Below are 13672 nucleotides of genomic sequence, written 5' to 3'. Positions count from 1 at the left end.
AGCGCCGCCACGCTTGACACCAAACGGCTGAATTCGGCAACAAACTAGACATGATCACTGCGAGGTCCCTTACCGCTCAAGGGGAACGAAAAGAAGGTTTTAGGCAGTTTTGACGTTTTGAATTACATGGCGTATCACGCAAGAGTATTATGGAGCTACAGCACACCACCCAGCCACAAAGGAGAAAAAATATGCATCTCCGCGAATTTCTTTATGTGGACACCGAAAAGGTTAGGTCAATGCTGGCACAAATAGAGGGCGGAATAGAGGAAGATGAAAGAAATACCGTCAGAACGGACAAGAGAACGGAAGGAGGCGTGCGAGGCTTTGCAAGTCATTATCAAAATTGGGCGGATGAGCGCTATGTAAACAAGTCCTTCGGAGATGCCCTATTTCCTGTCCTAGAGCAGAGCCTAGAGGTTCATAACTTGCTGGCCGATATATCCGATCAGCTAACTGATGTTGAACTGTGGAGATCAGGCACTATTGCAGACTCTTGGCCTGCTGGATCAATGGTGAGGATCACCTCACCTGGCTCGCTTTTTGATTCACGATTTGTAGCTTCAAGTCTTGCTGGTACAGCAGCTACTTACATGGGCCTACAGGGGCTTCTTGACGAAGGGCAGTCCCGACAGGGCGCATCCCGAGGCGGCAATAATCGCCGGTCCCAAGGTTCTAGAAGTTCCGAAGGAGACGGTACGCAAAATCTAGAGGACCTGATTCCCGACTATCAGATCAGCTCGGAAATGGAATTCCTTCCTTCCAGTCAACTCCGAGCTCTGATTAGAGTGGCCAGAGGGCTGTTTAGTCCCGGCCTGCACATGAACCTCACCCCTACCGATGACGACGAAATAGTTATTAGCGCTCGGCTTCAAGAGGGAAGGCAGTTTTTGGACAGTGAACCGGATGTACTCTTCGCTCGCTATGGCCTAGATGTCCAAGAGTGGACCATGGTTGGTCTTGTTGGGCACCACGCGGCCCCGGCGAGCACGACACCCTCTTTTGAAGATTTCGCGAATGACGAAGGACTCAAAAGAGGAAAGGCCGCCAGTACAGTCAATTCGTTCATGAAAGTAATGGGCGTAACTGGCTTGACCGATCTCCCCCAGCATCCCGGTTTCTCCATGGTGCCAATTGCTGTATATAGAACGATGATTACCCCAGCCTCAACGGAACTTATGCCATCACCCTAGAGATGAAGAAGAACTTGGCCCCACGGGAATACTACACTGCCTCCACTGCCCGGCCAATGAGGGCTATTATCTGAATCCTCTTGGAGTATCACGGCACCTTCGGCGATTAGCGATCTAACGCTATTTCGATATGGGGTGCGGTTTGCCAATATTGTGTTCACGAAGGGCAGTACTACGACTGGAATATTCAGGCCCAATGCTTCGGCTAGGACTCCTAGGGCGTAGGTGTCACTTATCCCTGCGGCCCACTTGTTGATGGTGTTGAAGGTCGCCGGGGCGACGATGATGGCGTTGGCTTTGGGCGAGCGCGGTTCGCCGGGTTTGCGGTACTGGCTGCGGACCGGGCGGCCTGTCTGCTCCTCCAGGGCTTCGGTGTCGATGAAGTCCAGTGCGGCCGGTGTTGCGATCACCTGAACTGCCCAGCCCGCTTGTTGTGCGAGATCGACCAGTTCGTTGGCGCCTCCTGCGGGGCCCGCAGCGCAGATGATGAGGTAGAGGACCTTTCCTTCCTCGGACTTGGTCACCAGGTCACTCCGATATCTGTTGAGAACTCTCGGACCTGCCTTTGGACGCTAGGCGGGGCTGTGGTCATAAGGTTGGCCAGCATTCGGTGAGCTGACGGGCGGGATGCGACCTCTTCGGGTGCCAGCTGGTGGGCGACGCGCAGAACCTCGTACGCCTTATCGTGCTTGCCCCACTGGGCGAGAGCACGGGAGGTGTCCATCAGGAGCGTTGCCTTGCGTTCGGTCAAGGGGACGCGGTCTAGGTCGATGGTGCGGGCTTGCTGGATGGCGGCTCCGGCGTCGCCGAGTTGGAGCGCGATGTTGACGCGGTGGAGTTGGACGTTGGTGGGGCCGAATGCTGTCCAGCGAAGGTTGTAGTCTCCGCCGAGTTGTTGGCCGGCGGCCTGGGCCTCGTCCAAGAGGGTGGCGGCGGTGTGGCGGTCGCTGCGTTGGCCTGCGGCCACGGCTCCCCGCAGAAGCAGCGCGCCGTAGACCGACAGGAAGTCGGGGGTGCGCTCGTCTACTTCGTGGTCGATGCGCTGGGCGTAGCTGCTGGCGGTGTTGGCGGCGGCGCAATGGCCGTCGTTCATCAGAGCGTGGGTGATGATGCGGGCGCTGGAGCCGATGATGGTCAGGTCTTGGCTGTTGTGCGCGGCTTGCATACTGCGGTCGGCGGCGATCCATGCCAAGCCCTCGTGGTCGAGCTTAAGCAGGATGCTTGCGGCGACGTGATGGGCTTCGGCCGAGAGTGCTTCGGCGCGTAGCCGGTCGTCGCCTTTATGAGTGCCAGACGCTGCGCGTAGGTCGCCCAGCAGTGCCGGTAGGGCGTCGATGACGGTGGAGTATCGGCAGTCCTGGTAGTTGCGTTTGGCGGTGGCGACGGCCTTGGACAGTCGGGGCAGGCTGAGGTCTGTCGGGCTCGGGTTTGCACCGGTGCCCGGGTAGTCGGCGAGGGCGGCGGCGAAGGCTTCGACGCCTTGCAAGGGCGCGCCGCTGGTGGGCAGGTCGGCAAGGATCGCGCTGAACACGCTTGCTCCGGCCAGCTTGCCGAGCGTCCTTCTGCGCACCGCGTCCCCTTCCCCAGATAGCTCTAGATCTGTGTCCAGAGAACTCGGTGATGGGGCTGGAGCCAAACCCGCGGGCTCATCCCGCGATGTGATAACCGCCCTGGCCGACGCTGGTGGCTCGGTAGAGGTGAAGTTCTTGGGGGCCAGGCCGAGCGTCATGCGGGCAGGGTCGGGCATCTGCAAACCGTCGGCGATGCGCTCGAAGACCTCCAGGGTGGAGACCTGGCGGCCGCCCTGCTTCATGGTCTCGCTGACCTTGCCCTGGGTCATGCCGCAGGCGATCGCGATCTGTGTCTGACTTGCGCCCGCGTACTGGCGCAGCAACAGGAAGACAGATCGGATGTCGCGGTCTTGAAGAGCTTGGATCACCTGCGGGCGCTGCCACAAAGACTCCGGGATGACGATCGGGTCTGAGGCCCGTCCCGGCATCGGCTCTCCCTCCGCGTCTGGTGCGCGTGTGCCGTCTTGGCTGAGCGTATATCCCCTGGCGGGATATCTCCGGGGAATGGGAGCCAGGCGGCGGATCTCAGATCTTGGTGTCATGACGCAGCGGCAACCGGCGGGCGAGACCAAGTGCGAGTCCTGCGGCGGGCGGGTCTGGAAGTTCAACCATCCTCGGCGGGCTGTTCTGGTGGGCCTGCCTCGTGCCGAGAGCGGGCCGGGGCCTCAGCGTTCGGCTTGTCTGGCGCGTACGCCGCCTGGCCGACTGCGGGCTGCGTGATGAACTGCGGGGCCAGTGACGTGGTGTGGGTGGCTGAACAGCGCGGTCCTTCCCCCGTTGGGCTGCATGGGATGGGCGGTCATGGCCTCGCGTCCCCAGTTCCGCTTCCAACGGCGGAGGTGGTGGCAGTGGTTCGGCTGTCGCCTGCTCAACAGATCGAGCGTCGGTATCCGGGCGTCCGGGTCTGGTACGGGCTCTATACCGGGTCCTGGTGGGCGCTGGTGTGGTGCGGCCGCTGGTGCCTGGTCGAAGCCTGCGACGCTGAGGAGTTGGAGCAGGTCATCGTCCAGGCACGGATGTGGCCGAACCGGGCGGGGTCGTGTGATGGGTCTGCGTGGCGGGTGTCATCGTGACCGCGCCGCAACAGACGCCTGTCCCGGAGCGGCCTGAGCGAGCGGCGAAGGCTGAATCTGCCGCCGCGGCTGAGTACCGGCTGTGGCGTTCTGGGTTCTTCGCCGAGGTGCCGTGGACTAGCGAGCAGGACCAGGAGTTCCACGGGCCGCATGTGGCGATGCGGCGGCCTGGCTTTGAGGCGATCCAGTGGCGGCGGGTGCGAGGGGCAGAGGCGCCGGTGCTGGGGTCCAAGGAACGGTTCCGGGTGGTCTCTCATACCTGTGAATGCCTGGCGACGCTGTACGAGTTGTGCGCGGTGGGCGGGGTGTACTTCATCCGGCGCACGGTGCGCGGGCCGGTGGATGACGAGGTATGGGAGTCGCCACGTAACCGGCTGCGCTCTGTCGAGGATCTTTGGGTCCGGCTGCTGCGAGGGCGTGCTCGCTGATGGTGGGGCTGCCCTAGGAGCTTTGTGAGCTGCTGGAATGCGAAGACCCCGTTTCCTTGGTCGGAAACGGGGTCTTCTCGGAGGTGGGCGTGGCTGGTTTCGAACCAGCGGCCACTCGCTTGTAAGGCGAGTGCTCTACCCCTGAGCTACACGCCCCCGGTGACCGGGCAAGCGTACCTGGTTCCCCGGGGGGTTCGCGAAACGGATTACGCAGCCGGGTGCGGGTTTTCGTCGGCTCAGGGCTGGGTGTCGGGGCCTTCCTGTTCCGCCAGGAAGCGCTCGAACTGCGCGCCGATCTCCTCGGCGGTCGGCATCTCCTGAGCTTCTGCTAGGAGGCTGTCACGTTCCGCTGCTCCGGCGAAGGCGTCGTACTGCTGCTCCAGGGCCCGGACGACCTTTTCCACCTCGTCGTTGCCGCTCACCTGTTCGGCTATCTCGGCGTCGGTCTCGGCCGCCGCCGCGCGCAGCTTGTCCGTCGGGAGGACTAGGCCCGTGGCTCCCACCACTGATTCCAGGGCCGCCACCGCCGCCGCCGGGTAGGCCGCCTGCGCCAGGTAGTGCGGGACGTGCACCGCGAAGCCCAGCGCGTCGTGGCCCGCCTCGCCCAGGCGCAGTTCCATCAGGCCCGCCGCGCTTCCCGGCACCTGCACCTTGTCGAACCATGAGGAGCGGGTGATCAGTTCGGGGCGGGTCGCGTGGGACGTCATGCCGACCGGGCGGGTGTGCGGCACGCCCATCGGGATGCCGTGGAAGCCCACCACCAGGCCCACGTCCAGGTCCTCCACCAGGTCGCGGACAGCGGCGGTGAAGCCCTCCCAGAGCCGGTCGGGCTCGGGGCCGGTCAGGAACAGGAACGGGGTGCCGATGTCGTCGCGCATCAGGTGCACCACGAGTTCGGGCGCCTCGTAGGAGGACCAGTGGTCGCGGTCGTAGGTCATCATCGGCCGCCGGGCCCGGTAGTCGATCAGCGCGTCCACGTCGAAGCGGGCCACCACGCGGTGCTCCAGCGTCTCCAGCAGGTGCTCGCGGACCAGGCGCCCGACCGAGCCCGCGTCCACGAAGCCGTCGAGGCTGTGCAGCATGACCGGCCCGCTCAGCTCCGGCAGGTCGGCGTCGAGCTGGTACAGATCCTCAGGGTTAAGCACCGTCTCCCCCACCTCTACATGTCGCTCTCCTTAACCCTAGGACATGACGGGTCCCTTCCTTGGATCGGATGTGATCAGGGTCGCACTCCGAAGACGCGGCTGGCCAGGAAGTCGTCGGGCAGCAGCGTGGTCAGGGCGGCACGATCGACGGTGGCGGACCCGGCGAGCAGCCGGTTGGCGTGCCGCAGGCGGGCCCTTTCGATGGCATTGCGCACCGAGCGCGCGTTCGCGAAACGGGGCTGGGCCTGGCGGCGTTCCAGGTAGTCGCGGAAGATCTGCTCGGTCTCGGGGGCCAGCCGGTAGCCCTCCCGCGCCAGCATCAGGTGGCCGATGGCCTCCAGCTCGGCGGTGTCGTAGTCGGGGAAGTCGATGTGGTGGGCGATGCGCGAGCTCATGCCGGGGTTGGACGCGAAGAAGGAGTCCATCCGGTCCTTGTAGCCGGCGAGGACGACGACGAGGTCGTCTCGCTGGTTCTCCATGACCTGCAGCAGGATCTCGATGGCCTCCTGGCCGTAGTCGCGTTCGTTCTCGGCCCGGTAGAGGTAGTACGCCTCGTCGATGAACAGGACGCCGCCCATCGCGCGCTTCAGGACCTCCTTGGTCTTGGGCGCGGTGTGGCCGACGTACTGGCCGACCAGGTCGTCGCGCGTCACCGACACCAGGTGGCCCTTGCGCACGTAGCCGAGCCGGTGCAGCAGCTCGGCCAGCCGCAGCGCCACTGTCGTCTTGCCCGTGCCGGGGCTGCCGGTGAAGGACATGTGCAGGTTGGGACGCGCCGAGTCGATGCCGAAGCGCGCCCGGACGCGGTCGATCAGCAGCAGCGCCGCGATCTCCCGGATGCGCGTCTTGACCGGGGCGAGGCCGACCAGCTCGGCGTCCAGGGCGTCCAGCACCCCGTCCACCTGGGAGTCGGCGCGCTCCTTGGCCAGGTCGACGCTCGCGTCGGGCGGCAGGGGCGGCGCGCCGGAGGAGGGGGCCTCCTCCTCCGGCGCGCCGTTCGGGGCGGGACGCATCCCGAATCCGGACCGTTGGCTCATGAGTAGCGTTCACCCTGGGGACGGTCGAGGGCGTACGGGTGGATCCGGTAGCGGACGCGCCGGTCGGAGGTCTCCTCGCGCTCCAGGCGGAAGCCCGGCTCCTCGGCGGGCCGCTGCACGATGAACTGGAGCGCGGTCGTCTGCCGCCCGTAGCGGGCGTCGTAGGCGTTCAGCCGGACATACAGGCTCGGGTACGCCTTGCGGCACTCGTTCACCTCGTACAGCACCCCGGCCGGGTCGGTGAGGTCGAACATCGGCAGGCCCCACATCTCCCAGTAGGAGTTGCGCGGGTGCGGGTCGTCGGTGAACTCGACCGAGCACGGCCAGCCGCGCTCCAGCGCGTAGGCGATCTGCTTGGTGATCTCGTCGTCGGTGAGGTCGGGCAGGTGGGAGAAGGTGCCTTGGGTGACTCGCATCAGACGCTCACAGGGGTCTCGACGACGTCGGGGGTGTCGGTGGACTCGTAGGTGAAGGTGATGTCGCCCCAGGTGGCCAGGGCCACGTCCAGCTCGCGGCTGTGCTTGGCGGCGGCGCGCAGGATGTCGGAGCCCTCGGCCAGGAAGTCGCGGCCCTCGTTGCGCGCCTTGATCATCGCCTCCAGCGCGACGCGGTTGGCGGCGGCCCCGGCCGCGATGCCCATGGGGTGGCCGATGGTGCCGCCGCCGAACTGGAGAATCACGTCCTCGTCCAGGTAGTGCAGCAGCTGGTGCATCTGCCCGGCGTGGATGCCGCCGGAGGCCACCGGCATGACGCCCGGCATCGACGCCCAGTCCTGGTCGAAGTACAGGCCCTTGACCGGGTCGGCGGCGATCTTGTCCTGGCGCAGGGTGTCGTAGAACCCGGCGACGCTGTTGGGGTCGCCCTCCAGCTTGCCGACGACGGTCCCGGCGTGGATGTGGTCCACCCCGGCCAGCCGCATCCACTTGGCGATCACCCGGAAGCTGACGCCGTGGGTCTTCTGCCGGGTGTAGGTGGAATGCCCGGCGCGGTGCAGGTGCAGCAGGACGCCGTTGGCGCGCGCCCACTTCGCCATCGACTGGATCGCCGTGTAGCCGATGGTCAGGTCGATCATGACGATGACGCTGCCGAGGTCGCGGGCGAACTCCGCGCGCTCGTACATGTCCTCCATCGTCCCGGCGGTCACGTTCAGGTAGTGGCCCTTGATCTCGCCGGAGGCCGCCTGCGCCTTGTTGACGCCCTCCATGCAGTACAGGAACCGGTCGCGCCAGCGCATGAACGGCTGGGAGTTGATGTTCTCGTCGTCCTTGGTGAAGTCCAGGCCGCCGCGCAGCGCCTCGTACACCACCCGGCCGTAGTTGCGCGCCGACAACCCCAGCTTGGGCTTGACGGTCGCGCCGAGCAGCGGCCGCCCGAACTTGCCGAGGTACTCGCGCTCCATCACCACGCCGTGCGCGGGGCCCTGGAAGGTCTTCACGTAGTGCGGCGGGATGCGCATGTCCTCCAGCCGCAGCGCCTTCAGCGCCTTGAACCCGAAGACGTTGCCGATGATGGACGAGGTCAGGTTCGCGATCGACCCCTCCTCGAACAGGTCCAGGTCGTAGGCGATGTAGGCGATGAACTGGCCCTCCTGCCCGGGGACCGGCTCCACGCGGTAGCACTTGGCCTGGTAGTTCTCGTAGGAGGTGAGCCGGTCGGTCCACACCACCGTCCAGGTGGCGGTGGACGACTCGCCGGCCACGGCCGCGCCCGCCTCCTCCGGCGGCACGCCGGGCTGCGGCGTGATCCGGAAGGCCGCCAGGATGTCGCTGTCCTTGGGCTGGTAGTCCGGCCGCCAGTAGCCCATCTCGGCGTAGGGGATCACGCCCGCCGACCATCTGCCCGCGCTCATCGCCGTCTCCTGTCCGGCCGGGCCCGCGGCGCGCCGTCCCGAGAAGGACGGCATGTCCCAGGGGGCCTGGGGACGGCGCGCCGGGTTCCGGCCACGTTGGTCCGTGGACGGTTCGAGCGTGCCCCGGCGATACTTGCACTGTCCATCAAGTGTTTCGGGGCGACCCTCAAACGAATGGTTGAACCATCATGACCGAGGCGCGGCTGCGCACCCTCGTCACGCTCGCCGACACCGGCTCGGTGCGGGAGGCGGCGCGGCGGTTGTACGTGACGGAGTCGGCGGTGTCGGCGGCGGTCGCGGCGCTGACGCGGGAGCTGGGCGTGCCGCTGGTGCGGCGGGCCGGGCGCGGGCTGGAGCTGACGCCGTCCGGCGCGGTGTACGCCGGGTACGCGCGGCAGGTGCTCGGCCTGCTGGAGCAGGGACGGGCGGCGGCGCGCGGCGCGGCCGACCCGGGACGGGGGCCGCTGCGGCTGGCGGCGGTGACCACGGCCGCCGACCAGATCCTGCCTGACCTGCTGGCCTCATTTCGGGCGCGCTGGCCGGAGGTGGAACTGGCGCTGGAGGTGGGGCCGCGCCGCCAGGTGTGGAGCAGCCTGGCCGCGCACGAGGCCGACCTCGTGCTGGCGGGACGCCCGCCCGCCGAGGCCGCCGCGACCGTGCTGGCGGTGCGGCCCAACGACCTGGTGGTGGTGGGCGCGCCCGCGCTGGCGGAGGGGTTCGCGCTCGGCTCGACGCCGTGGGTGATGCGCGAGCCCGGCTCGGGCACGCGCGCGACCGCCGAGGCGTACCTGACCGAGCACGACGTCGCGCCGCCCCGCCTGGTGCTGGGCTCCAACGGCGCGGTCGTCGCAGGCGCGGCGGCCGGGCTCGGGGTCGCGCTGCTGTCGCGGGACGCGGTGGGCGCGCACCTGGACGACGGCCGCCTGGTGGTGATCGACGCGCCGGGCGCGCCGCTGCACCGGCCCTGGCACGCGGTGGCGGGCGCGGCCCCGACGGCGACGACGATGTTGTTCGTGGCGCACCTGCTGGAGGCGCCGGGCTGGTCGGCGCCCTGACACGGTCCGGACGGCGCGGCCCCGGCGGTGACCCGGTGGCGGCACGATGGCGGCGCGGCGGCAGCCCGGCGTGGCCTCGGTCACACGTCCGGCGCGGGTGGATGCCTTCGGATCGGGGACGCGACAGAATCGGGTTCTACAGCGAAAGGGGCACCTATGACCGCCGAGCGGCCGTACGACATCGTCCTGTTCGGGGCCACCGGGTTCACCGGCGGGCTGACCGCCGAGTATCTGGCCCGGCACGCCGGCGCGGGCCTGCGCTGGGCGCTGGCCGGCCGCAACCAGGCCAAGCTCGCCGCCGTCCGCGACCGGCTGGCCGCCATCGACCCCGCCTGCGCCGAGCTGCCGCTGCTGCACGCCGACACCGACGACACCGCCTCGATCGAGGCCGTCGCCACCGCCGCCCGCGTCGTCATCACCACCGTCGGCCCGTACGTGCAGTACGGCGAGCCGCTGGTGGCCGCGTGCGCACGGGCCGGGACCGACTACGTGGACCTCACCGGCGAGCCCACCTTCGTGGACCGGATGTACCTGCGCCACCACGAGCAGGCCGTCCGGACCGGAGCGCGCATCGTGCACGCCTGCGGGTTCGACTCGATCCCGCAGGACCTCGGCGCCTACTACACCGTCAAGCAGCTCCCCGAGGGCGTGCCGCTGCACGTGGAGGCGTTCGTGCGGGCCAGCGGCGACGCCTCCGGCGGCACGCTGCACTCGGCGGTCGGGATCTTCGCCGACCTGCCCGGCCTGTACCGCGCCGAGCGCGACCGCCGCGCGGTCGAGCCGCGCCCGGAGGGGCGGCGGGCGCGCATCTCGCGGCGGCCGGTGCCGAAGGCCGGGGTGTCGGGCTGGACGTTGCCGCTGCCGACCGTCGACCCGCAGATCGTCGAGCGGTCGGCGCTGGCCCTGGACCGGTACGGCCCGGACTTCAGCTACGGCGCCTACGTGGCGCTCAAGCGGCTGCCGGTCGCGGTCGGCATGGCCGCCGGGTCCGTGGCCGCCATCGCGCTGGCCCAGCTCCCGCCGACCCGGTCGTTGCTGCTGCGGCTGCGCACGCCCGGCGAGGGGCCGTCGGCGGAGAAGCGCGCCAAGCACTGGTTCAGCGTGAAATTCGTCGGCGAGGGCGGCGGCAAGCGCGTGGTCACCGAGGTGGCGGGCCGCGACCCGGGCTACGGCGGCACCGCCGTGATGCTGGCCGAGTCGGCGCTGTGCCTGGCGCAGGACGACCTGCCCGACACCGCCGGCCAGGTCACCACGGCCACCGCGATGGGCGACGCCCTGATCGACCGCCTCCAGAAGGCGGGCCTCACCTTCCGGGTGATCCACTCCTAGGCCTTGGGAATGGGGATGACCGCCTCGACGGTGGTGCCGACGCCGGGTCTGCTGGTGATGGTCACGCGGCCGCCCAGCAGCTCGGCGCGTTCGGCCATGCCGCGCAGGCCGTAGGAGTCGGGGCGGCGGCCCGGGGCCAGCACGTCGGCGATGCTGAAGCCGTCGCCGTCGTCGGTGACCGTCAGCCGCACCCGGTCGCGGTCGTGCTCCAGCAGCAGGTCCACGTAGCCCGCGCGGGCGTGCCGCAGGCAGTTGCCGACCGCCTCCTGCGCGATCCGGTACAGGGCGGTCTGCACGTGGTCGGGAAGGGCCGCGTCCAGCTCGCCGGTGACCGTGACGCCGACGTCCAGCGGCCCGGCGGCCGGGCCGCCCGCCTCGCGCGCGAGGGTGGCCAGGGCCGCCGACAGGCCGAGGTCGTCCAGCACCGGCGGGCGCAGGCCGCCGATCGCCGCGCGCGACTCGGCGGCGGCCAGGTCGCACAGCTCGCGGGCGTGCACGATCTGCGCCAGCGCCTCGGGATGGTGGGCGGGCAGCGCCGCCAGGGCCGCCGACAGGTGGAAGCCGAGCCCGGCCAGGCGCTGGGCGATGCCGTCGTGGATCTCCCGGCTGAGCCGCGACCGCTCGGCTTCCTGGGCCTGGACGGCGCGCTCGGCGAATCGTTCTGCGGCCAGCTCGCGTTCCTGCGCGGTGCGCAGCCGGCGGCACGAGCAGAGCACCGGCGCGAACAGCTCCGCCAGCGCGGTGACCAGCGCGATGTCCCCGGGCGGGCACGGCCCGGCGGCGCGCACGTCCAGCACGGCGACGGTGGCGTTGCCGCTGTGCACCGGGACGGCGACGCCGCGCCCGTCGGCGTGCTCGCGGGGACGGCCGTGCGCGGCGACCCACCCCACGTCGCCCTCCCCCAGCGCGACCGGCGGGCCGGTACCGGCCAGAGCGCGCTCGTCCTCGTCCAGGACGTACACGTCGCAGAACACCAGGCGCTCGGCCGACCGCACCACCAGCCCCGCCAGCTCCTCGGCCAGCCGGGGCAGCTCCCGGTCGGCGCAGGCCACCGTGATCACGCGCAGCAGCAGGTCGGGGCCGCGCCCGGCCAGCAGCTCCAGCGCGGCGGGCGTCACCGAAACAACCCCTCGCGCAGGGCGACGGCGATGGCCGCCGACCGGTCGGTCACCTCCAGCTTGCGGTAGAGGGCGCGCAGGTGGCTCTTCACCGTCTCCTCGCTGAGCACGAGCCGGGCCGCGATCGCCTTGTTGGACAGGCCGCCCACCAGCAGCGACAACACCTCGCTCTCGCGCTGGGTGAGCCCCCGGTTGGCGCCCGGCCAGAACTCGCCGCGGGTCAGGCGGGCGGCGGTGACCGCCATCCGCCCGGCCAGCGTGGGATCGACGACGGTCTCGCCGCGCGCGACCTCCTCCAGCCGCCGCACCAGCTCCGGGCCGTCCACGCGCTTGAGCAGGTAGCCGCCCGCGCCCGCGCGCAGCGCCTCGAAGACGTACTGCTCGTCGTCGTAGACCGACAGGAACACCACCCGCGTCTCGGGCACGCTCCCGGTCAGCGCGCGGCACAGGTCCAGGCCGCTCTCGGGCCCGAGCCGCACGTCCAGCAGGACCACGTCCGGCCGCAACGAGGTCACCAGCCGGGTGGCCTCGGCCGAGGTCCCGGCCTGCCCCACCACCCGCACGCGCCCGGCGAACCCGGCCAGCATCGCCTGCAGCCCGGCGAGGATCATCTCGTGGTCGTCCACCAGGACGACGCGCACCGGCACGCTCATCCCGGCACGATAACAACCGCAAGCTACTCACCAGTAGCCCCGGTGGTGCCGGGCTTCGCGGCGATTCACCCCGCGCGTCACCCAATCGGGGGACGCCCCGGCGGGCGGGCCGTCCTACCGTCCGTTCGGACATGCCGTCGGCACGCTAGGAGGCCAGGTGCCCCATCGGATCGTGCATATGCTCCGGGCGCGCGGCTCGGGACGCCGCCCCGTCATGCTCGCTATCGCCGGGGACAGCGCGGCGGGCAAGACGACACTGACCAGGGGGCTCGTGCAGTGTCTGGGGGCGGACCGGATGACCGCGGTCTGCGTGGACGACTACCACCGCTACGACCGCGCGGAACGGGCGGGCAGGCCGTTCACGGCGCTGCACCCCGACTGCAACCACATCGACATCATGGAGCAGCACCTGCAACTGCTGTCGATGGGCGAGCCCATCCTCAAGCCGGTCTACGACCACTCCACGGGGGAGCTGGTCCGGCCCGAGCTGGTCAAGCCCAAGGACTTCGTGATCGTGGAGGGGCTGCTGCCCCTGCACACCCGGCTGGCGCGCGCCTGCTTCGACATCACCGTCTACCTCGACCCGCCCGAGCCGCTGCGGCACTCGTGGAAGGTCAAGCGCGACTGCGACAAGCGGGGCTACACGCCCGAGCAGGTCATGGCCGAGCTGGACCGGCGCGAGCCGGAGAGCGCCGCCTACATCCGGCCGCAGCGCCGCTGGGCCGACATCGTGGTGCGGTTCGCGCCGGTGGCGGGCCGCGTCGACCCGCCGGGGACGCCGCTGTCGGCGGAGCTGCTGCTGCGCCCCACGATCGACCATCCGGAACTCAGCACCGTCCTGGACGGGGCGGCGCCGGGCGGCGGCGACACCGCGATGCACCTGCGGCTGCACCGCGACACCGACGGCCGTCCGGTGGACGCGCTGCACGTGCACGGCTACGTGTCGCCGGAGGAGTCGCAGGTCGTCAAGAAGGCCATCTGGGAGCGCCTGGGCACGCGGACCGGCAACGGCCTGCTGAGCCCCGACTCGCTGGGCCGCTTCGGCGAGTCGGACACCAGCGACCCGCTCGCCATCACCCAGCTGTTGCTGCTGTACCACCTGCTCGACGCCGACCGGCGGCAGGCCGCCTGACAGACCACGGTTCGCGCGGGGAGGCCCCGGTTCCCGGGCCGCGCGTTCCCTTCCAGGGCTTTTGCGGCCCGGCCATCGCCCAACGGGCC

At 69.3% G+C, this 13672-nt stretch carries 13 protein-coding genes and 1 tRNA gene; 5 read left to right on the top strand and 9 right to left on the bottom strand.

What is annotated here, in order from left to right; translation table 11 throughout:
* Positions 1 to 191 precede the first annotated feature (191 nt).
* Positions 192 to 1193, top strand: a complete 1002-nt coding sequence (locus tag AH6_RS44115; protein ID WP_157431734.1) for a DUF6414 family protein — start codon at positions 192 to 194, stop codon at positions 1191 to 1193.
* On the opposite strand, the gene AH6_RS42795 is transcribed toward AH6_RS44115, so the two are convergent.
* Both AH6_RS42795 and AH6_RS26720 read right to left on the bottom strand, forming a co-directional pair.
* Positions 1190 to 1717 carry a flavoprotein gene (locus AH6_RS42795; RefSeq protein ID WP_083983487.1) on the bottom strand — a complete coding sequence of 176 codons (528 nt, stop codon included), beginning with the start codon at positions 1715 to 1717 and terminating at the stop codon, positions 1190 to 1192. The two genes, AH6_RS44115 and AH6_RS42795, sit on opposite strands and share 4 nt — an antisense overlap.
* The gene (locus tag AH6_RS26720; RefSeq protein ID WP_067485158.1) at positions 1714 to 3192 is read right to left on the bottom strand and encodes a helix-turn-helix domain-containing protein; all 1479 of its coding nucleotides are present in this window, start codon (positions 3190 to 3192) and stop codon (positions 1714 to 1716) included. Before AH6_RS26720 ends, AH6_RS42795 begins: the two co-directional genes overlap by 4 nt.
* Before the next feature lie 626 nt (positions 3193 to 3818).
* On the opposite strand from AH6_RS26720, the gene AH6_RS26715 reads away from it, so the two are divergent.
* Positions 3819 to 4265 (top strand): hypothetical protein, encoded by a 447-nt coding sequence (locus tag AH6_RS26715; RefSeq protein ID WP_245679479.1) that lies wholly within the window; start codon positions 3819 to 3821, stop codon positions 4263 to 4265.
* A gap of 84 nt (positions 4266 to 4349) precedes the next feature.
* Here AH6_RS26715 and AH6_RS26710 read toward each other — a convergent pair.
* The 5 genes from AH6_RS26710 to AH6_RS26690 all read right to left on the bottom strand — a co-directional run bounded on the left by AH6_RS26710 (position 4350) and on the right by AH6_RS26690 (position 8296).
* Positions 4350 to 4421: transfer RNA gene (locus AH6_RS26710), tRNA-Val, on the bottom strand.
* Positions 4422 to 4501: 80 nt separating this feature from the next.
* Complete coding sequence (locus tag AH6_RS26705) at positions 4502 to 5410, bottom strand: proteasome assembly chaperone family protein (RefSeq protein WP_067485266.1); 909 nt, start codon at positions 5408 to 5410, stop codon at positions 4502 to 4504.
* Between the two features lie 74 nt (positions 5411 to 5484).
* Positions 5485 to 6447: a CbbX protein gene (gene cbbX / locus AH6_RS26700; protein ID WP_067485155.1), complete on the bottom strand. Its 963-nt coding sequence runs from the start codon at positions 6445 to 6447 to the stop codon at positions 5485 to 5487.
* The gene (locus AH6_RS26695; protein WP_067485152.1) at positions 6444 to 6863 is read right to left on the bottom strand and encodes a ribulose bisphosphate carboxylase small subunit; all 420 of its coding nucleotides are present in this window, start codon (positions 6861 to 6863) and stop codon (positions 6444 to 6446) included. Before AH6_RS26695 ends, cbbX begins: the two co-directional genes overlap by 4 nt.
* Entirely contained in the window at positions 6863 to 8296 is a 1434-nt protein-coding gene (locus AH6_RS26690; RefSeq protein ID WP_067485149.1) for a form I ribulose bisphosphate carboxylase large subunit, read from the bottom strand. Before AH6_RS26690 ends, AH6_RS26695 begins: the two co-directional genes overlap by 1 nt.
* A gap of 188 nt (positions 8297 to 8484) precedes the next feature.
* Here AH6_RS26690 and AH6_RS26685 point away from each other — a divergent pair, with 188 nt between their 5' ends.
* Positions 8485 to 9351, top strand: a complete 867-nt coding sequence (locus tag AH6_RS26685; protein ID WP_067485146.1) for a LysR substrate-binding domain-containing protein — start codon at positions 8485 to 8487, stop codon at positions 9349 to 9351.
* A gap of 156 nt (positions 9352 to 9507) precedes the next feature.
* Positions 9508 to 10680 carry a saccharopine dehydrogenase family protein gene (locus AH6_RS26680; RefSeq protein WP_067485143.1) on the top strand — a complete coding sequence of 391 codons (1173 nt, stop codon included), beginning with the start codon at positions 9508 to 9510 and terminating at the stop codon, positions 10678 to 10680.
* On the opposite strand, the gene AH6_RS26675 is transcribed toward AH6_RS26680, so the two are convergent.
* Both AH6_RS26675 and AH6_RS26670 read right to left on the bottom strand, forming a co-directional pair.
* Entirely contained in the window at positions 10677 to 11798 is a 1122-nt protein-coding gene (locus AH6_RS26675) for a GAF domain-containing sensor histidine kinase (RefSeq protein ID WP_067485140.1), read from the bottom strand. The genes AH6_RS26680 and AH6_RS26675 overlap by 4 nt on opposite strands.
* Entirely contained in the window at positions 11795 to 12451 is a 657-nt protein-coding gene (locus AH6_RS26670; protein WP_174555124.1) for a response regulator, read from the bottom strand. The genes AH6_RS26675 and AH6_RS26670 overlap by 4 nt, the downstream gene beginning before the upstream one ends.
* 178 nt (positions 12452 to 12629) lie before the next feature.
* On the opposite strand from AH6_RS26670, the gene AH6_RS26665 reads away from it, so the two are divergent.
* Positions 12630 to 13583 (top strand): phosphoribulokinase, encoded by a 954-nt coding sequence (locus tag AH6_RS26665; RefSeq protein WP_083983486.1) that lies wholly within the window; start codon positions 12630 to 12632, stop codon positions 13581 to 13583.
* Positions 13584 to 13672 lie beyond the last annotated feature (89 nt).

Origin of the sequence: Actinomadura hibisca NBRC 15177 (assembly GCF_001552635.1) — a bacterium.
Taxonomy (GTDB): Bacteria; Actinomycetota; Actinomycetes; order Streptosporangiales; family Streptosporangiaceae; genus Spirillospora; species Spirillospora hibisca.
Note: the sequence above shows the minus strand (reverse complement) of the source record. Positions and strands in the feature narration are given on the sequence as shown.

Bases quoted from the DNA above. Each gene is read 5' to 3' on its own strand.
- AH6_RS44115 (WP_157431734.1), top strand. From the start codon at position 192: ATGCATCTCCGCGAATTTCTTTATGTGGACACCGAAAAGGTTAGGTCA.
- AH6_RS26720 (WP_067485158.1), bottom strand. From the start codon at position 3,192: ATGCCGGGACGGGCCTCAGACCCGATCGTCATCCCGGAGTCTTTGTGG.
- cbbX (WP_067485155.1), bottom strand. From the start codon at position 6,447: ATGAGCCAACGGTCCGGATTCGGGATGCGTCCCGCCCCGAACGGCGCG.
- AH6_RS26695 (WP_067485152.1), bottom strand. From the start codon at position 6,863: ATGCGAGTCACCCAAGGCACCTTCTCCCACCTGCCCGACCTCACCGAC.
- AH6_RS26690 (WP_067485149.1), bottom strand. From the start codon at position 8,296: ATGAGCGCGGGCAGATGGTCGGCGGGCGTGATCCCCTACGCCGAGATG.
- AH6_RS26685 (WP_067485146.1), top strand. From the start codon at position 8,485: ATGACCGAGGCGCGGCTGCGCACCCTCGTCACGCTCGCCGACACCGGC.
- AH6_RS26680 (WP_067485143.1), top strand. From the start codon at position 9,508: ATGACCGCCGAGCGGCCGTACGACATCGTCCTGTTCGGGGCCACCGGG.
- AH6_RS26670 (WP_174555124.1), bottom strand. From the start codon at position 12,451: ATGAGCGTGCCGGTGCGCGTCGTCCTGGTGGACGACCACGAGATGATC.
- AH6_RS26665 (WP_083983486.1), top strand. From the start codon at position 12,630: ATGCTCCGGGCGCGCGGCTCGGGACGCCGCCCCGTCATGCTCGCTATC.